General features: G+C 44.8%; 19 protein-coding genes. 11 read left to right on the top strand and 8 right to left on the bottom strand.

What is annotated here, in order from left to right:
- Positions 1 to 59: 59 nt before the first annotated feature.
- The 4 genes from bioB to QUA16_RS18740 all read right to left on the bottom strand — a co-directional run bounded on the left by bioB (position 60) and on the right by QUA16_RS18740 (position 5,925).
- Positions 60 to 1,127, bottom strand: a complete 1,068-nt coding sequence (bioB, locus tag QUA16_RS18755; RefSeq protein WP_333104927.1) for a biotin synthase BioB — start codon at positions 1,125 to 1,127, stop codon at positions 60 to 62.
- A gap of 17 nt (positions 1,128 to 1,144) precedes the next feature.
- Positions 1,145 to 2,449 (bottom strand): adenosylmethionine--8-amino-7-oxononanoate transaminase, encoded by a 1,305-nt coding sequence (bioA, locus tag QUA16_RS18750; protein ID WP_333104925.1) that lies wholly within the window; start codon positions 2,447 to 2,449, stop codon positions 1,145 to 1,147.
- Positions 2,450 to 2,663: 214 nt separating this feature from the next.
- Positions 2,664 to 4,076 carry an adenylate/guanylate cyclase domain-containing protein gene (locus QUA16_RS18745; protein WP_333104923.1) on the bottom strand — a complete coding sequence of 471 codons (1,413 nt, stop codon included), beginning with the start codon at positions 4,074 to 4,076 and terminating at the stop codon, positions 2,664 to 2,666.
- A gap of 379 nt (positions 4,077 to 4,455) precedes the next feature.
- Positions 4,456 to 5,925 carry an adenylate/guanylate cyclase domain-containing protein gene (locus QUA16_RS18740; protein WP_333104954.1) on the bottom strand — a complete coding sequence of 490 codons (1,470 nt, stop codon included), beginning with the start codon at positions 5,923 to 5,925 and terminating at the stop codon, positions 4,456 to 4,458.
- A 269-nt stretch (positions 5,926 to 6,194) separates the two neighbouring features.
- Between QUA16_RS18740 and QUA16_RS18735 the strand changes: the two genes are divergently transcribed.
- Entirely contained in the window at positions 6,195 to 6,944 is a 750-nt protein-coding gene (locus tag QUA16_RS18735; protein WP_333104921.1) for a class I SAM-dependent methyltransferase, read from the top strand.
- 253 nt (positions 6,945 to 7,197) lie between these two features.
- Positions 7,198 to 8,556: an FAD-binding oxidoreductase gene (locus QUA16_RS18730; RefSeq protein WP_333104920.1), complete on the top strand. Its 1,359-nt coding sequence runs from the start codon at positions 7,198 to 7,200 to the stop codon at positions 8,554 to 8,556.
- 151 nt (positions 8,557 to 8,707) lie between these two features.
- On the opposite strand, the gene QUA16_RS18725 is transcribed toward QUA16_RS18730, so the two are convergent.
- Positions 8,708 to 9,094 (bottom strand): hypothetical protein, encoded by a 387-nt coding sequence (locus tag QUA16_RS18725; RefSeq protein WP_333104918.1) that lies wholly within the window; start codon positions 9,092 to 9,094, stop codon positions 8,708 to 8,710.
- Positions 9,095 to 9,450: 356 nt separating this feature from the next.
- Entirely contained in the window at positions 9,451 to 10,341 is an 891-nt protein-coding gene (locus tag QUA16_RS18720) for an ABC transporter permease (RefSeq protein WP_333104916.1), read from the bottom strand.
- 156 nt (positions 10,342 to 10,497) lie between these two features.
- Here QUA16_RS18720 and QUA16_RS18715 point away from each other — a divergent pair, with 156 nt between their 5' ends.
- From QUA16_RS18715 to QUA16_RS18685, 7 genes are all read left to right on the top strand, one after another.
- A complete protein-coding gene (locus tag QUA16_RS18715) occupies positions 10,498 to 10,830 on the top strand; it encodes a Tse2 family ADP-ribosyltransferase toxin (RefSeq protein WP_333104915.1) in 333 nt (110 codons plus the stop codon).
- Between the two features lie 81 nt (positions 10,831 to 10,911).
- Positions 10,912 to 11,148 (top strand): hypothetical protein, encoded by a 237-nt coding sequence (locus tag QUA16_RS18710; RefSeq protein WP_333104914.1) that lies wholly within the window; start codon positions 10,912 to 10,914, stop codon positions 11,146 to 11,148.
- A 103-nt stretch (positions 11,149 to 11,251) separates the two neighbouring features.
- On the top strand, positions 11,252 to 11,458 hold the full coding sequence (locus tag QUA16_RS18705) for a type II toxin-antitoxin system HicB family antitoxin (RefSeq protein ID WP_333104913.1): 207 nt from the start codon (positions 11,252 to 11,254) through the stop codon (positions 11,456 to 11,458).
- Positions 11,459 to 11,500: 42 nt separating this feature from the next.
- Entirely contained in the window at positions 11,501 to 11,872 is a 372-nt protein-coding gene (locus QUA16_RS18700) for a hypothetical protein (RefSeq protein ID WP_333104911.1), read from the top strand.
- Positions 11,869 to 12,291, top strand: a complete 423-nt coding sequence (locus tag QUA16_RS18695; RefSeq protein WP_333104909.1) for a putative toxin-antitoxin system toxin component, PIN family — start codon at positions 11,869 to 11,871, stop codon at positions 12,289 to 12,291. Before QUA16_RS18700 ends, QUA16_RS18695 begins: the two co-directional genes overlap by 4 nt.
- 72 nt (positions 12,292 to 12,363) lie before the next feature.
- Positions 12,364 to 12,843, top strand: a complete 480-nt coding sequence (locus tag QUA16_RS18690) for a DUF433 domain-containing protein (RefSeq protein ID WP_333104907.1) — start codon at positions 12,364 to 12,366, stop codon at positions 12,841 to 12,843.
- Positions 12,833 to 13,195, top strand: a complete 363-nt coding sequence (locus QUA16_RS18685) for a type II toxin-antitoxin system PemK/MazF family toxin (RefSeq protein ID WP_333104905.1) — start codon at positions 12,833 to 12,835, stop codon at positions 13,193 to 13,195. The genes QUA16_RS18690 and QUA16_RS18685 overlap by 11 nt, the downstream gene beginning before the upstream one ends.
- Positions 13,196 to 13,285: 90 nt before the next feature.
- Here the strand turns inward: QUA16_RS18685 and QUA16_RS18680 are convergent, their stop codons facing one another.
- Together QUA16_RS18680 and QUA16_RS18675 are read right to left on the bottom strand one after the other, a co-directional pair.
- Complete coding sequence (locus QUA16_RS18680; RefSeq protein ID WP_333104904.1) at positions 13,286 to 13,813, bottom strand: hypothetical protein; 528 nt, start codon at positions 13,811 to 13,813, stop codon at positions 13,286 to 13,288.
- A 33-nt stretch (positions 13,814 to 13,846) separates the two neighbouring features.
- On the bottom strand, positions 13,847 to 14,347 hold the full coding sequence (locus tag QUA16_RS18675; RefSeq protein WP_333104902.1) for a hypothetical protein: 501 nt from the start codon (positions 14,345 to 14,347) through the stop codon (positions 13,847 to 13,849).
- Positions 14,348 to 14,766: 419 nt separating this feature from the next.
- Between QUA16_RS18675 and QUA16_RS18670 the strand changes: the two genes are divergently transcribed.
- Both QUA16_RS18670 and QUA16_RS18665 read left to right on the top strand, forming a co-directional pair.
- Positions 14,767 to 16,203, top strand: a complete 1,437-nt coding sequence (locus QUA16_RS18670) for an NB-ARC domain-containing protein (protein WP_333104900.1) — start codon at positions 14,767 to 14,769, stop codon at positions 16,201 to 16,203.
- Positions 16,204 to 16,234: 31 nt separating this feature from the next.
- The gene (locus QUA16_RS18665; RefSeq protein WP_333104899.1) at positions 16,235 to 16,849 is read left to right on the top strand and encodes a Uma2 family endonuclease; all 615 of its coding nucleotides are present in this window, start codon (positions 16,235 to 16,237) and stop codon (positions 16,847 to 16,849) included.
- Positions 16,850 to 17,014: the final 165 nt, after the last annotated feature.

Here is a 17,014-nt window from a genome sequence, read left to right as displayed (position 1 = left end):
ACAGACAAAACCCGCCTCCGCGGGTTGAAGAATTGGCGGTGAAAATTAGGCGATCTTCTTTAGTCCGCGGAGGCGGACATCGTTTGTGTAGACGCGGTTTCAACCGCCGTCTGATCTTCGGGAGATTCGATCGCAAATCCCGCATCTTCGGGGGATTCGATCGCAAATCCCGCATCTCGAATCATGTCCCAATCTTGATGGGCAGCTTGTCCGGGAGTTGTCAGATAATCGCCAACAAAGATAGAATTAGCGGGGTAGAGTCCGAGAGGTTGCAGCGATCGCAAATGCACTTCCCGTCCCCCAGCAATCCGAATTTCTTGACTGGGAAGCAAAAATCGGAACAAACAGAGAATTCGCAAACATTGGCGGGGAGTTAACCTGTTCACATCTGCAAATGGTGTGCCGGGAATCGGAATGAAAAAGTTAACCGGCACGCTAGTAACGCCCAAGTTGCGAAGCGAAAGCGCTAAATCGATCGCATCATCATCCGATTCGCCCATCCCCAAAATTCCGCCGGAACAAGTTGTGATTCCCGCTGCTTTTACGTGTTCGACGGTTTCCACCCGATCGCCAAAAGTGTGAGTCGTGCAAATGTCCGTGTGATATGATTCGGAAGTATTGAGATTGTGATTTACGCGATCGACTCCAGCTTTAGCCAAACGATGAGTTTGCTCCTCGCTCAACAATCCCAAACAAGCGCAAATTTTTAGGTTATAATTTGCCTTCACAGTCTCGACAGCATCCAAAACGCGATCGAAAGTGGATGCGCTAGGTTGACGCCCGGAAATTACCAAACAAAACGTACCAGCTTTTAAATCTGCGGCGCGTTGGGCGGCATCCAGAATTTTCTCCTTAGCTAAAAGCGGATATTTCTCAATTTCCGCAGTCGAAATTTTTGACTGAGAACAATAATGGCAATCTTCAGGACAAAGGCCACTTTGAGCGTTTAACAAATAGTGCAGCCTGACTCGGTTTCCCCAGTAGTGGCGGCGCACCCGATAAGCTGCGTTTAGTTGTTCCAGCAAAACCTCATCCGGTGCGCGCAATACGGCTAAAGATTGCTCGCGAGAGAGACATTTGCCCGCCAGCGCGTCGTCAGCCAAATCGTTCCAATTGGGTAAATTCATTACTAAAATTAAAGGGTTTACAGAGTATCCAAAACCTGACGAATTACCCGATAAATGGATTCTAGTTCATCAGGAGAAATGCAGTAGGGAGGCATCAAGTAAAGCGTATTTCCCAAGGGGCGGAGTAAAAACCCCGCTTCGAGAAATTTGGCTTTCAATACAGGAGCGATGTCATTAAAATAACCGGAATCGCTTTCCGTTTTCACATCCATTGCTGCGATGGTGCCACAAGTCCGAATCCGTTCTAGTTTAGGATGATTTCTCAGCCATTGATTCAGATATTTGTGGTGGAGTTTTTCCATCCCTTGATACACATTTGGGTTTTGCTCCAAAAGCTCCAAGGATGCTACACTCACCGCACAAGCTAAGGGATTTCCGGTGTAAGAATGACCGTGAAAAAAAGCTTTGTCCCATTCATCTCGCCAGAAAGCTTGATAAATATCCTCCGATGCCATTGTGACAGCAATTGGCAAACAGCCACCAGACAATCCTTTAGACAAACACAGGATATCCGGTGAAGTTCCAGATTTAACCGAGGCAAACAGTTCGCCCGTGCGCCCAAAACCCGTCATTACTTCATCGTAAATCAACAATACATTAAATTGGCGGGCAAGTTGTGCGATCGCCCGCAAAAACTCAGGGCGGCACATTCGCATCCCCCCAGAACCTTGCACCAAAGGTTCGATAAAAATTCCCGCATAGCCGCCCTGCTTTAACAAAAACTCCAATTTCTCTAAACTCGCCGCCTCCTTGCTTTCCACCTCATCATCGCCGTCAAAAGTCGCCGGAAAAGGAACAACATCACCAGCAAACATTAAAGGTGCAAAAGATTCCCACCACAGCGAACTTCTGCCAGCCGACATCGCGCCCACAGTATCGCCGTGATAACCTCCCTCAAAACTAATAAAGCTAGTGCGGTTAGTTTCTCCGAGATTGCGCCAATATTGAAAAGCCATTTTCAGAGCAACTTCAACAGCAGTCGAGCCGTTATCAGAAAAGAAAATCCGCGTTAAAGAAGCAGGCGTATGAGTTAGCAATTTACTCGCAAGTTTCTCGGCCGGTTCGTGAGTAAATCCGGCAAAGATTACGTGTTCTAACTTTTGGGCTTGTTCGTAAAGAGCCTCGGCGAGAACCGGATGGCTGTGCCCGTGAACAGTCACCCACCAACTAGAAATGCAGTCGAGAATTTGCCGCCCGTCTGCTAATTCCAGCACCGATCCTTTGCCACGAATTACCTTCAGTGGGGGGCCAGCCGTTTTCATTTGCGTGAAGGGCTGCCAAATCGGTGAATTTGAATAATTATGTTCCTGATTCGCAGTCATTTTTGCCCCAATTACTAATATTAACCTGCATTTTAATATAGCAATAATAACGCCCTTATGAACTTTTTATTTTTGATTCTTTCTTCATCTCTTCCTTAGTGTCCTTAGCGTCTTCGCGGTTCGTTAAAAAAAATCTAGTTGGGTGTCGATGCCCCCTGCCTGGGAACGTCAGCCCCCATACCACGTATTCGCAGGCAATGGTTAAAATTGTCAGTTACAATTTTCTGCCTTTGAGCAAATAAGTCGTCATAGATCCTTTGCCTTTAACATTAATTTTACCCCGCTTTTCCAACAAATACTTATCGCACAGCAACTCATAAGTTGAGTTGCTAACTTGAATTTTACCAGGAAGTCCCTGAGATTCCATGCGGCTTGCTGTATTCACAGCGTCTCCCCACAAATCATAAATAAACTTTTTAGTACCGATGACACCTGCTACAACAGGCCCAGTATTAATGCCAATGCGGATATTGAGAGGTTTACCGCATTCGTCGCGGAATTTCATAATTTCTTGCTGCATTTCTAGGGCCATTTCGGCAATAGATTCGGCGTGATTTGTACAGGGAAGTGGCAAACCGCCTGCTACCATATAATTGTCGCCGATAGTCTTAATTTTTTCTAAGCCATATTGTTCGCTTAAGCGATCGAAAGCTGAAAATATTTTGTTAAGTAATTCTACTAATTCTTCAGGAGATGTGCGCGAAGATATTTCGGTAAAGCCCACAATATCCGCAAACAAAACTGTAACATCGGCAAATCCGTCCGCAATATTTATCTGACCTTGTTTTAGGCGATCGGCAATCATTACCGGTAATATATTTAGTAATAAACGTTCCGACTTTTCTTGTTCAGCGCGCAATACTTCCTCAGCTTGTTTCCGCTGTGCAATTTCCTGGTATACTCGGTGAAACATTTGATTGAATGCGACCATGAGTTCTCCCAACTCGTCATCGCGCTTGACAGACAGAGAGTAGAAATCAGGTTGTTCTCGATCTTTGCTCAAAGCGTCTCCGGCAGCGATCAAGTCATCGCGCAACCTCAATATAGGTGCAATTACTGTCACGCCTAAAAAGAACATAGTCACAGAAGTGACAAAGGCTGATATAATAATGACTAGAACCGCCACCCGTCCGATAAATGCGTAAAGTTCCGGTTGAACGGTGGAAGCATCGTGGCGCACAATTAAGATGTAATCGCCTCCAAAATGTCGCTCAGTCCAAGCAATATCGTAGCGTTTGCCATCGAAATTGTGACTGTGAACTATACGAGCTTTTTTTAGTTGCTCTAAACTGATTTCTGGGGGTTCGCCAAGTGTATATATTAGTTCACCGTTAGCTTGGTAAATAGATAGTCCTAACACTACTTGAGAATCCTTAGTAATATTTTTTACTTCTTCTTGCAAGAAAGTGCGATCGGAAATATCTTGTTGCAGCAAAAACTCTAGGGAATCAACTGTCGCCCGAGATACCTGTTCCAGTTGACTTAAAAGTTCATTTTCGCGCCGAAAATAAGAGGGAACTAAAATAATTCCCTCTATGACAAGAATGCTAGCAAATACCCACAAAGCTATTTGTCTAGACAAGCGAGATTTGAAAAATTTCAAAAATGATAAAATCCGCAATAACATAAAATTTACTATTTTGCAAATAGCTAATGTAGGACATAGGGAAAAAAACCGGGTTGCTGGTAATCAATTTTGGGTGTGTCAACGAAGCAACCGCGCAGAAACCGGGTTTCTCACATCCCCTGTGTACTTCCTGTAATTGTCAGCAGTCAACAGCCAGCAGCCATTAACTGTTACTTCTTGGCTGCTTGCTGCTGACTAATATCATGTCCGATTGATTAACCATAATATCGCGGTCGGGGCGGGTTTTTCAGATTGTCAATTATTGGCAGGTATTGTTGGCTCACGGGCCTACGAAAATCGCGGTCGATCGACCGGACATGATATAATGACTGATGACTCTGGACTAACTAGCAGACCCCTTAATAATATAATAAACAAATTAAACCGAAACTGCGCTGACTAACCTGCCTGCAAGCAGATAAGTATTCATATCTCCCTTGCCTTTGATGTGGATAATTCCTCTGTCTTCAAACAGATACTTATTTCTCAAGATATCGTAAGTGGATTGGGTGACTTGAATCGCGCCGGCAATCCCGTGGGATTCCATGCGGGATGCTGTATTAACGGCATCGCCCCAGAGGTCGTAAATGAATTTTTTAGTGCCAATGACCCCCGCAATTGCAGGCCCGGTATTGATGCCGATGCGAAGGTTAATTCCTGCATGATGTTTGGCATTAAATTTTGCTAATTCCTCCTGCATATCTAAAGCCATTTCCGCAATGCTTTCGGCGTGGTTGGTGCTGGGATTTGGCAAACCTCCGACTACCATGTAAGCATCTCCAATTGTTTTGATTTTTTCCAACCCATACTTTTCCGTTAAACCATCGAAGGCTGAAAAAATTTCGTTGAGGAACTTGAGCAATTCTTCGGGAGAGATTTGTGCTGAAAGCACGGTAAAGCCTACGATATCTGCAAACAAAATCGTGACTTCTGCGAAGCCGTCAGCAATACTGCTTTGACCGTTTTTTAGCTTAGCAGCAATGGATTCGGGTAAAATATTGAGCAGCAGGCGATCGCACTTTTCCTGTTCTTTTACCAATTCTACATTAGTTTCTTGCAATTGGGCCGTGCGTTCCCTGACCCGCTGTTCTAATTGTTTAGCATTTTGGCGCAACCTGCTGATAGCTAAACTTAATCCTGTGACGCCTAAAAATGAAAGTCCTGCTAACAGTAAAAACAGATTTTTCAGACCGCCACGAGTTTTTTGAGTAATGGTATCGAGAGGTTGAGTAATTTCTAATATTCCTCGCACATCTCCCACTTTCCAGTCTTTTTTAGGACTTAAGGAGTTAGTATTGTGGCAATTAACGCAGCTAGAACCTAGAATATCTGCCTCGGCATATCGAAATGCTGGCTTACCGTGAAAATCTTCACTCCGAAAAAACTTTTGTGTGGGATTTTGCGTCAAATACTTAATAGCTTGCCGTTCAAAATCGTCTCGAGCTCCGCCTTCTTCTCGCCGCCAGGGAAACGGGTAGTCGCTGTAGAGACGAACTGATACTTCTGGATTTTTATTTGTGATATGTTTGCCCAGTTCTATTAAGAAAGTGGCGGGCACGGGAACGGTTGTTTTTGTCGGGTTGTAGTCATGAGTGAAGTTAATCAGTTTAGCACTGTTTAGAGGATTGATCACCTCGGAACTATAAAGGGTGCGGGCTTCTTTAATGCTTTGGGCATAGAGGGTGGCATTTTGGAGTGCGTGCGATTCGATTAGGGTGGAGGAAAGCTCAGACATACTTGCCATCGCTATCCCTACGCCCACACAAAATAAAATTGTCAAAGCAAGGATAATTTGTTTGTAAACTAATTGGCTGATGGCAGCTCGACTGCGAGAAATTAACTGGCGCATGGTATCCTCAAGTGTGAGGTTTAATCTTGATTTGAATTTATGCACTACTAACATAACACTGCTTTTTCTGACTGCTTTGCTGGTGTCAAGGGTAAAGCAAGACTGCAGAGTGCAAGGGATGGTTAATTATTGTTTACCGCCAGTGTTTCGTTTGTCCGTAAAAGTACGCATAAGTTTATAATGGCGATTCCCTACGGGATATCGGCAATCGCGCGGACTTTTTGCTCGATATCGGTTAGGATAGCAATTGTAGTCTATGGTTGGCGATCGTGAATTCTGACTCTACTGCCTCACCTGCGGGTCACGAAATTTTGCCGGGAGAAGTTTTCGTCAATACTGCCAATTTTGATACGGGTATTCGGCGACTTTTACCTAAGTATGACGAAATGCTGGATGTATTAGCAGGCTGCATTGCTAACGCAAACCACCCCATTTTAGAACTCGGCTGCGGTACGGGGGAACTCACTTTAAAAGTTCTCCAACGCTACCCGTCTGCGGAAATAGTTGCTGTCGATTACTCGCCGCGAATGCTTGATTTTGCCCGCGCCAAAATAGAGTCGGCAGGATACGCAGCCCGGTGGACTGGCATAGAAATGGATTTTGGAGAATGGGCGAACAATCCAAATTTCTCAGGCTTGGGCGATAAATTCAATGCTTGCATTTCATCTCTGGCAATTCACCATCTTGAGGATGACATAAAGTTGAAATTGTTTCAACGCATTCGCGAAAGTTTAAATGCTGGTGGCTGTTTTTGGAATGCCGATCCTCTTTTAGCAGAATCAGCAGCAATGAAAGATATTTATCAAGCGGCGCGAGAAGATTGGGCGCTAAATCAGGGGGAAACCTTAGCAGAAATTCGCGCAAATGTGGGGACGAGTGTCTCTTACGGGTATTCTAATCCCGATCGCCTCGCTACACTTTCGGCACATTTGGAAATGCTGGCCTCATCTGGGTTTGAGACTGTTGCAGTTCCTTGGAAATACTACGGTATGGCGGTGTTTGGGGGATTTGTTAATTGAGAAAAGCAGTCTTGGAGGCAGAACTTCTATGTGTAGGCTGCGCGAATAAGCACCTTACTGCTTAAAGAAAGATTGCAGTTAGTATTTTAGGTTACTAAGTTCTGCTTGAGAAAATATATAATATGAATTCCGGTTGCATTGGAATGATTAAACCGCAGAGAACGCAGAGAACGCAGAGTCAGAGAACAGAGAGATGAATACAGGACGATGAAGCGCGGATTTGATATAATACTGCGAGCATAAAGGAAAAAAAATGACTGCAACTGCGATTCAAAGTATTGAGTGGGATGCTTTTTCTTCGGAACTATCGGGAATTGAAATAATTAGTGATCGCGCGCAAGTTGTCAAGCTATCTCAAGACTATTATCACTTCAGTCCAGTTTTGCAACCTCTCTTAAGTGATAAAACCGGAGATTTAGTAGTTCGTCCCGCCAGCGAAGCCGAAGTTTTGCGGATTGCAGCAGCCTGCGTCAAATCCAAAATTCCGCTAACTGTCAGAGGGGCAGGAACGGGCAATTACGGGCAGTGCATTCCCCTCAAGGGCGGCGTCATTTTAGATACCACCAAAATGAACAGTATCCGCTGGATAAAACCGGGTTTAGCTTGCGTAGAACCAGGGGTGAAAATGTCGGTTTTCGACAAACAAGCGCGAGAAACTGGTTGGGAATTGCGGATGGTTCCCTCAACCTATCGCACCGCAACGATTGGGGGATTTATCGGCGGCGGTAGCGGGGGAATTGGTTCGATAACTTACGGGCAATTGCGCGATCGCGGAAATCTTCATGCTGTTCGAGTCGTTACAATGGAAGACGATCCCCGCGTCATCGAATTGCGCGGCGATGAAGTGCAAAAAGTCAATCACGCTTACGGCACAAATGGGATTATTACTGAGTTAGAAATTCCCCTCGCCCCTGCTTATGCTTGGGCGGAAATCATCGTCGCTTTTGACGATTTTATGACATCGGCCAACTTCGGTCAAGCTTTGGGCGATGCTGACGGAATTATCAAAAAACTAATTTGTGTTTGTGCTTGGCCGATTCCTGCTTATTTTGCTGCTTTCCGCGAGGAGATTCCTGAAGGTAAGCACTGCGCTTTGTTAATGGTAGCTGAATCTTGTCTGGAACCGCTGCAAGATTTGGTGCGCGAATATGGCGGCACAATTTGCTATCAAAAAAACGCGCAAGCAGCGAGCAAAGGTGCAGCTATTGCTGAATTTACTTGGAATCATACAACTCTACACGCTCGCAGCGCTGACCCGTCTCTGACTTATTTGCAGACGCTTTTTCCCGCAGATAAAGGTTTGAAATTGATTGAGGAACTGTATAATTATTATGGGGATGAGGTGATGATGCACTTGGAGTTTTTGCGGATGAATGGCAGGGCGATCGCCGCTGCTTTGCAAATAGTTCGCTACACTACGGAATCACGGCTCAATGAAATTATTCGCTATCACGAAGAGCAAGGTGCACTGATTGCTAATCCTCACACTTATATATTGGAAGATGGAGGGATGAAAAGTATTAATGTGGAACAGTTGCAGTTTAAAGAGTTGGTCGATCCTTACGGTTTGCTTAATCCGGGTAAAATGCGGGCGTGGTTGGAACGGGATTAAGGGTGATGGTTTTTAGATCGTTCGGCGGTTTCAACGGCTGCTAAACAAACGAAGTCCGCCTTCGCGGACTAAGGAATAAAATTAAAACTCGGCGGTTGAAACCGCTGCTAGACAAACGAAGTCCGGATGGTGCGCGGACTAAGAAAGCAATTTAAGGGACGGGGGCGGTAATTTCTGCTGGTGCGATCGCCCCTTCAGAAGGTACTGCTTGCTTTTCCAGTAGTAGGCGCTGTTTGTTGCGAAATTCGGCGGCCGCATCGTTTAAATTTTGGCGCTGTTCGCTATTAAATTCTTCCATGCTGCGGCCGCCTCCCAATTTGGATCGGTGAATTAAATCAAATATTCCGCTGCCGCTGCTGCGGCCGGAAAAGGGGTCGGTATTGTCTTGAGTTTGAAAGTCTTGCAGCGGTTGGGCATTATTTAAACCGCTGGCTTGAGCGAAGCTTGCTTGAGGGGAGAACAGAGCACAGGAGGCGATCGCGCTTGCAGCAATCCCCATCATCAATTTGCCGGATTTGGAAGTTTTGGTGTTCATCATTTATTAGTTGAATCTTCAAAAAAACAATTGTATCTAAACAATATTCTGACTTGTGACTAAATATTATATTACTTCGCTGGGGCTAAGGACAGGGCAATGCCCAAGGCGTGTCAACTTAAGCTTTTAGTCCCGCAGTCCTCTCGCTGACCCGGCAGTCCGCCAGGGAATGAATTCCCTGTCTCATAGCGAAAGTCCTCTGAAAGAGGACTGAAGAAGTCATTAGTGCTATGCAAGAGGACTTTGGCTTTGAGAGTCTTGTTTCAACCCCTGACGGACTATCGGTTTTACCTTAAGTTGACAGGACGAAAGGCACGGCGCCGTGTCCTAGAATTGACGGTGCAGGTGAAACGATCGCCCTAAGCAAACCTGCGTCTCAGCAGCGGTTGAATGCTCAGCAGCGCCACCAAATCAAACGCCAGCAGCACTAACAGCGCTCCTCCAAAGGTGACTGTACCCCAAGGAGCCTGCATCACGACACTGGCTAGCGACCAATCGCTGTGCAGGTACAAATAGCGGATCGGTTCGATCGCATAACTCAGAGGATTGAGAGTCACCACAACTTGCAACCACTCTGGCATAAATGACAGCGGCGCGAGGGCTGTGCTGGCAAATAACAGCGGCAGGTTAGTAACAAAAATTACCGCTATTAATTCTACGTGACCGGGGAGGGCGAAGGCTAAACCCAGACTCAAGCCGGTGACGCCCAAAACTAACAGCAGCACAATTAGGGCGATCGCCCCTAGTCCGGCAATTCCGGGGAATCCCGCGCCCAAAAACGCGCCCGCTGTAACGATTGTGCCGGTTTGGATGAAGCTGAGGGTGACGATAAAAATAGCCGAAGCCAGGACGATCGAAAATCTGGAAGCCAACGGCGCGACTAACAAGCGGTTGAGAAATCCGAACTCGCGATCGAACATAATCGGCAAACCAGCATTCAGCGCCCCGGCAAATGCAGTAAAAACGATTACACCAGCACCGAGAAATTGTCCGTAATTCTGGCTTTCGCCGAACAAGCCGGCAGGTGCATTTTCAAACAGAGCTCCGAACAAAACCAACCACATCAGGGGCTGAATAATGCCTGCAACTAGCGTCGAGGGGCGGCGCTGCAATTGAATAAACAGGCGCTTGGTTAAGGCGAGTGTTTCTTGGATGAAGTCGCCCAGCAGGGAAGTGGAAGTGTCGGCGGATGCCGTGGAGAGTGGCCGCTGCTGGTTGAGGTTGTTGGGGGATGTAACAGTACCGCTCATAATTGCTTGCGCTGATTTTGATTAAATCTAACTCTCTTTACAGTAGCAAGTCTGGAGGTATTGGTGGTGTTGGGCGGGCGATCGGCACAAGCCAGCAGATTAGGTTGTATAGTCATTATGATAAATTCTACATAGCTGGGAATCTTCGATCGAGACATGGCAGAAACACCGATCGGTCTATATCCGCAAGGCAACGCTAATTCACCTAGAATGGATAATGTCCGACCGAACAAAGATGTTGCTACTTATGAAGAAAATGGTCGCATCTGGGTAGATCCTACTTTAGGAGGTGGGATTTCGACATTTGCTACTCAAAGAAGCGACAAAAACTGGTGGAAGTTAGATGCGGAGAGTGAAATTCCTGCCGCGCTTGATTTAGTTAATGACCACAACGATCATTGGTTATGGAAACCGAGTCATATTATGCCGATAGATGAGTACAAAGAGGCGCTTCGACTGATAAGTGCATCTTTCTACAAAGTGAGTTAAAAATTTCCAGCTTTGGCAGCTTTGAAACAGAGTCGGTTAGCATTGTGGCAAGTAAGTGTAAAGATTAAAAATGGAGTTCAGATGATTCTATCTTTTAAGGATGTACAATTTATTATCGAAGCTCTTGAGTTTCGGATCGAGGCATACCGAGAACGTTTGAATAATGAAGAATTGGATGAGGATGAAGCATCCGATATCGGCAACGATCGCTATTTTTTAGAAGCGCTACGCGAAGATTTGATGAAAGCTATTAAGGATGGTAGTCTGCCGAAAATAGCAGAATCTTCAGACGGTTTGTATCAAGAGGTAAGAAGTTAATGAGGGCGAGCGCACTTCTTTGCGACAGGGGATGAGATGGGCGATCGCGACTGAAAAACGGTGCTGGATATGCTACATTGAGTAGGGAGAATTTGGCAAAAAAATGTCTTGTACTTTCACGGCAATTGTTTATTGGGAAGAGGATATTTATGTAGCCGAGTGTCCTGAAGTGGGAACGGCTAGCCAAGGAGAGACGATAGAAGAGGCGATCACCAATCTCAAAGAAGCAACGGAACTTTATTTAGAAGAATTCCCTCTGCCTAAAACTTCCCCCCGTCTGCTAACTACATTTGAGGTATTGAGTGCCTAAACTACCACGAGTTAGTCCCGCTAAACAATGGAGGATAAAGCTATGTCATCAAGGGCGATCGCCACTTTGGTCAAAATTATGGAATCTCTGCCGGAAACTCTGCAAGATAGAGTTGTTGAACACCTGCGAGAATACATTCTGAAATCAAATATTACTGTTCCTGTCAACCCCGACGGTAAGTTAGAAATTCCCGCTGAGATTGAGGCTCAACTGAAGCCTGGGGATCGATATGCAGTTACAGTGACAGGAGATAGTATTGTTTTTCAGAAGGTAGCAGGTTTCGACTGGGAGGAACTACGACGGCGTAGAGAGTCTTTACCCCTCGATCCTAATCCGATGACAATGGAGGAAATTTGCGAACTTGTGCGGGAAGTACGTCGCGAGAAACGTTTGGAAAGAGAGTCGCAACCATGAAAGTTGTACTGGATACTAATATTTTTATCTCAGGGTGGTTGTGGGGAGGTAGACCCGATAGAGTATTAAAACTAGCAGAAGTTTATCTAATTACTGTGTGTGCTTCTGAAGAGTTGCTCGATGAACTGCAAAGCACATTGAGTCAAGATAAATTTCTTTCTAAACTTCAGGCTTTGAGAGTCAATCTCACTGATTTAATGAGCGGAACACGAGAGTTAGTGGAGATTTATCCGATTTCTACTGTCAACGTGCCTGAGTTACGAGATGCTAATGACAATATGATTTTAGGAACTGCGATCGCTGCTGGTGCCGATGCAATTGTTACGGGCGATCTGGATTTGTTAGTGTTGCAGGAATATGAGGGGATTCCTATTGTTACGGCTAGGGAATTTTTGGAGCGTTATTTTGCAGAAAATTAGGGGGCGATCGCTCTTGCTGTGACAGTGCTATGCTAGATAGCAGAACCATCAGACATTGGCGGGGAAAAAATCTTGTCAACTATCACGGATATAGGAACTTTAATTAGCCGTCAGCCTGACATACATGGTGGCTGTCCAATTATTGCCGGGACTGGTGTTACAGTCCGGCGCATTGCTATTTGGTACAAGCAAAGTTTGAGTGCAGAAGAAATTGCCGATCGCATCGGGCATTTAAGTCTCACCCAAGTTTATGCAGCTTTGACTTATTACCATGCTAACCGAGAGGAAATTGATGCTGACATTGCGGCGGAGGAAGCAGAAGGATCTCGAATAGAAGCATTGAATTCTCAGCGTAAGATTCAAAAGCAGCCGACGGATATAGATTTAGAAATACCAACACTAGCCAGCTATCCCAGTCGCCGAGAATTTATGAAATTACCGCTGGAAGAGAGGGGAAGGATTTTAGAAAGACAAGCTGAGGCAATGTTGCAACATTACCAGGAAGATAGAGAATGGCAAGAATTAGAAGCAGGAGATTTAATTGACTACTAACTCTCCTTCTCCTAAACGGGGTGATATTTGGTTGGCTAATTTTGACCCAACACTGGGAGCCGAAATCAAAAAAATTCGTCCGGCTGTAGTGGTAAGTTCTGATAATGTTGGTAAGTTACCAGTGAAATTGGCTGCACCTATCACAGATTGGAAAGAATATTATGCTGGTAATATCTGGCACGTTAAGATTGAGCCAGATATTGCTAATGGTTTAACGAAACTTTCGGCAGTAGATGTGTTGCAATTACGGGGTATGGATGTACAAAGATTCATTCGTAAAATCGGAGAACTTTCGACTACTGATATGGAGGAAATTGCTAGGGCGATCGCGGCTGTAGTAGAGTATCAGTAGTTATTTATCAAGAGCGATCGCACTTGGTTTAAGTAAGGGCGATCGCAGACTTACAACTTAGCATTCCCAGGTTACGCAGTCAGAAGGCAGTTATGGTTTAGCAGCTTTAACCACATCCTCAACCATTTTAATCGCCTCTTTGATTGCAATTTTACCGCTTTCTACGGCGCTAATTAAATCCTGAGCGTCTTTCGGGCTAATTAAATCGAGCCTGACGGGTTCTTTCAAGGAAACAATAAATTTAGTTTTATCGCTGTCTTCCAGCTTGGAGGCTCTTTCTTTGGCTTCAACATCTCTTAGCTGTTCTTTTAAGTTTTTAAGCATTTCTTCTTGTTTTCCCTCATTATAATTGCCCTCAAATATTCGTTTTACCCCTACAAGAGCAGCAGCACCTAAAGCTGCACCGCCAACAACTAATCCTACGGGAGGTGCAACGACCCACAACCCCAATAGAAGTGGTACACCACCGAAAGCTGCCACTGCCGCACCAGCACCGACAGCCCCCACTACACCAATGCCAATATCTGCTAAAATCCCTAATTTATCGTGTGGGTTTTTTTCCAGTTGCTCTATTGACTTCAGAATTTGCTCTTTGGTTGGCGTTTTATTTGCCGACATATTAGACCTCAATTTTTTTGCTAATTTTGGCAGTTAAGCAGTGATGACGTTGCGGAAAATTGTATTGAAAACGTCTACCAGTAATTGAAAAAAATCTTTGGCAATCTCAATAATCTCTTGAACAATTCCAATAATTCCATCAGACACCTCTTTGCCTCGATCGAGTCGGTGGCCGGCTATTGCACCAATTGGGATACCCAGCGCTGTTGCCAAAGGTTCTAATAACGGGCCGACAAATGGTATCGAACTTGCCAAAATTCTTACAGCGACACCAACAGCAACCCCTATCGCTAAATGGGGATGCGCTTTGACAAATTCTATGATTTTAATGAGGAGAATTTTGCCGATAAGTAAAACTTTGTTAGCAGCTTTTTTCGTGTATGTGGCGAGTTCATGCAGCCGGATCGAGACTTCATGCGGCAAGCCGATATCATTTAACCACACATACAAGTCGCTGCTACTCATTGCATCAGCATCGACTTGCCAGAGAGCCATTTTTAAATTAGCTTGCGGTAGGGATAATGCACTAGACATGATTTCTTTCCTATGGTAACTTAGAAAATATTTACGAACATTTCACGAGGCGAAAAGCCCCTAGACATTGCTCACAGATCCAGCAACATTGCGAGCAACTTCTTTAACCGCTGGAGTAGCGGATGCAGCCACATTTTGAGCAACTTTTTTTAACCGTTAGGGATGGACGGTGCTATCTGGAATAGTTGCGCCAGTCAGATTTACATGGTTAAAATCTTTTAGGTTGCCTAAGATTGTTTTAAAGCCCCTGCTTGAATTTTAAGTTAATTTTTCTGTAGTGTAAAGTAGGAGAATGTCACAATTTGCCAGTAGTTGATAAAATTAGCTAGCCGTTCAAGGTCACATTTTGCCATCCTTAGTCAGAAAAAGTCAGAAAAAGTCTGATACAATAGATAAAACCTCCTACATTTACCCAATAAATGGATGTTCAAGAACTCTTAAGGTTGGCCGATGGCTTGGTGTTCGCTAAGACCGGCAAACACCTAGACGATCTGCAACAGGCAGTAGTACGGGGAACTTGGCAAGGTAAAAGATACTCCGAAATTTCCAAAGAGGTTCATTGTACTGAACGCCATGTCAGAAATGTTGCCTCAAAGTTATGGCAAATTCTTTCAAAAATCTTAGAGGAAGATGTTAATAAATCCAATTTTAGCTCCACAATGGAAAGATATGAAATTTCTAAAATTTCAAATTCGGGTTATTTTAACCTTGTCCACAAAGGGAATATAAACGTCTGCACAGAAACGCCACACCCTCCAACAACTCCCCAAAACTCACCCCCTGCAAAAACCTCAACTGAAGACGACACCCAAGAGAAACTGCGACTCGATTTAAGAGATGCACCGGAACTCAAAACCTTCTACAACTACCCCAACTCACCCCTCACCGCCCTCGAAAACTCGATCGCCCGCCAAAACTGCCGCCTGCTCACCATCACAGGCATGGCAGGCACCGGCAAAAGTGCGATCGCCCGTAACCTCATCCCCCAAATTCAAACTCAATTCGATCGCATCATCTGGCTCAGTCTCCGCACCTCCCCACCCCTCGAAACAACCCTCAAAAATATTATTCAATTTCTCTCAAATCAACACCCCCCCAACCCCCCCTTACCAAGGGGGGGCGAAGGGAGGGTTTTCCCCGCCAACACCGACGATCAATTATCAATCCTAATCGAATATTTGCGAGACAATCGCTGTCTAATCATCCTCGATGACGTGCAGCAAATTCTCAGCAGCGGGCAACTTGCAGGAAATTACAAACCCGGATATGAAAACTACGGAACCCTATTTAAACTCATCGGCGAACTTCCCCACAATAGCTGCTTAATTATCAATAGTTGGGAACCTCCCTCAGACATCATCACATTCACCGACGATAATTCAGCAGTACGTTTATTGCAGTTAACTGGTTTAGGTGAAGCAGGAACAGAAATTCTTAGACAAAAGGGTTTGTTGGATGAAGAAGCCTGGCCAGAATTGATTAACCTTTATCAAGGTAATCCCCTGTGGTTAAAATTAGTCGCTCAAACCATTAACAACTTATTTGGCGGTAGAGTATCTCAATATTTGAGTTATCAACCAGTATTTTTAAGCGATGAATTGACACCGATATTGCAGCAGCAATATCAGCGGTTGTCGGAAATAGAAAAACAGGCGATTTCGCAACTGAGTAATGAAATAGAACCTGTTTCGTTTACTCAATTCATGTCAAAAGGTCAAGGTTCGCAGGGCGAATTATGTAAAGCTATTCTATCTTTAACCAGACGGGGAATTATAAAAAAATTGAGCGGTGAAACAGAAACCGTTTTCACGATTCCACCTGTGTTAAAACAGTATGTTAAAATGGTTGCAGAATAGTCCTAAATATCTAGCTAAATGAGAGAAAACCATGACCGCAACTCCTACCCAACCTAAGCAGATTCTCAGTTTCGAGCAATTTGTCAAGCAACTTCCCGACGAAGAAGGCCGCTATGAACTTGTCAATGGAGAAATTGTGAAAATATTACCAATAAGACTGCATGAGGATGTTGCTGATTTTCTGATAAAACAATTTGATAGAGAAGTCGATCGCGTTCCGCTCAATTACAGGGTATCTGGCAGATTTATGCTGAGGACATTAACCCCGAATGGTAAAGAACAAGGCCGCCATCCTGATGTTACAGTAGTAGACAAAACCCTCTGGAAATCGCAGCCCTTCGCCTATTCAGCACTAACTGAACCACCACAATTAGTTGTAGAAGTTGTCTCAACAAATTGGGAAGATGATTATATCGACAAGCTGGATGAATATCAGCGGCTAGGAATTTCTGAATATTGGATTGTCGATTATTTAGCTTTGGGTAGCAGAAACTATTTGGGCAACCCGAAAGAACCGACTGTTTTTGTTTACCTGCTCGATGAAAATCGGGTTTATCAAATGACTGCTTACCGAGGAACTGAGCGAATTATATCTCGAACTTTCCCCGAATTAGCATTGACAGCAGAACAAATCTTGGATGTATAGCAGTTGACAGTTGCTGTAGGGTGCGTCGCTATCAAAAACCTTCAAAAAGATCGACCATCTCACAGCGACGCACCTTACAAACCGGGTTCAGTTGCTGTAGGGTGCGTCGCTATCAAAAACCTTCAAAAAGATCGACCATCTCACAGCGACGCACCTTACAAACCG

The organism is Microcoleus sp. S13_C3 (assembly GCF_036700905.1).
In the GTDB taxonomy this organism is placed as follows: Bacteria; Cyanobacteriota; Cyanobacteriia; order Cyanobacteriales; family Microcoleaceae; genus Microcoleus.
This window is presented reverse-complemented; position numbering and strand designations above follow the sequence as displayed.

Coding starts and splice junctions, on each gene's coding strand:
- QUA16_RS18695 (WP_333104909.1), top strand. CDS start 11,869: ATGAAAGTTGTACTGGATACTAATATTTTTATCTCAGGGTGGTTGTGG.
- QUA16_RS18740 (WP_333104954.1), bottom strand. CDS start 5,925: ATGCGCCAGTTAATTTCTCGCAGTCGAGCTGCCATCAGCCAATTAGTT.
- QUA16_RS18705 (WP_333104913.1), top strand. CDS start 11,252: ATGTCTTGTACTTTCACGGCAATTGTTTATTGGGAAGAGGATATTTAT.
- QUA16_RS18745 (WP_333104923.1), bottom strand. CDS start 4,076: ATGTTATTGCGGATTTTATCATTTTTGAAATTTTTCAAATCTCGCTTG.
- QUA16_RS18680 (WP_333104904.1), bottom strand. CDS start 13,813: ATGTCGGCAAATAAAACGCCAACCAAAGAGCAAATTCTGAAGTCAATA.
- bioA (WP_333104925.1), bottom strand. CDS start 2,449: ATGACTGCGAATCAGGAACATAATTATTCAAATTCACCGATTTGGCAG.
- QUA16_RS18715 (WP_333104915.1), top strand. CDS start 10,498: ATGGCAGAAACACCGATCGGTCTATATCCGCAAGGCAACGCTAATTCA.
- bioB (WP_333104927.1), bottom strand. CDS start 1,127: ATGAATTTACCCAATTGGAACGATTTGGCTGACGACGCGCTGGCGGGC.
- QUA16_RS18720 (WP_333104916.1), bottom strand. CDS start 10,341: ATGAGCGGTACTGTTACATCCCCCAACAACCTCAACCAGCAGCGGCCA.
- QUA16_RS18730 (WP_333104920.1), top strand. CDS start 7,198: ATGACTGCAACTGCGATTCAAAGTATTGAGTGGGATGCTTTTTCTTCG.
- QUA16_RS18710 (WP_333104914.1), top strand. CDS start 10,912: ATGATTCTATCTTTTAAGGATGTACAATTTATTATCGAAGCTCTTGAG.
- QUA16_RS18665 (WP_333104899.1), top strand. CDS start 16,235: ATGACCGCAACTCCTACCCAACCTAAGCAGATTCTCAGTTTCGAGCAA.
- QUA16_RS18700 (WP_333104911.1), top strand. CDS start 11,501: ATGTCATCAAGGGCGATCGCCACTTTGGTCAAAATTATGGAATCTCTG.
- QUA16_RS18725 (WP_333104918.1), bottom strand. CDS start 9,094: ATGATGAACACCAAAACTTCCAAATCCGGCAAATTGATGATGGGGATT.
- QUA16_RS18675 (WP_333104902.1), bottom strand. CDS start 14,347: ATGTCTAGTGCATTATCCCTACCGCAAGCTAATTTAAAAATGGCTCTC.
- QUA16_RS18670 (WP_333104900.1), top strand. CDS start 14,767: ATGGATGTTCAAGAACTCTTAAGGTTGGCCGATGGCTTGGTGTTCGCT.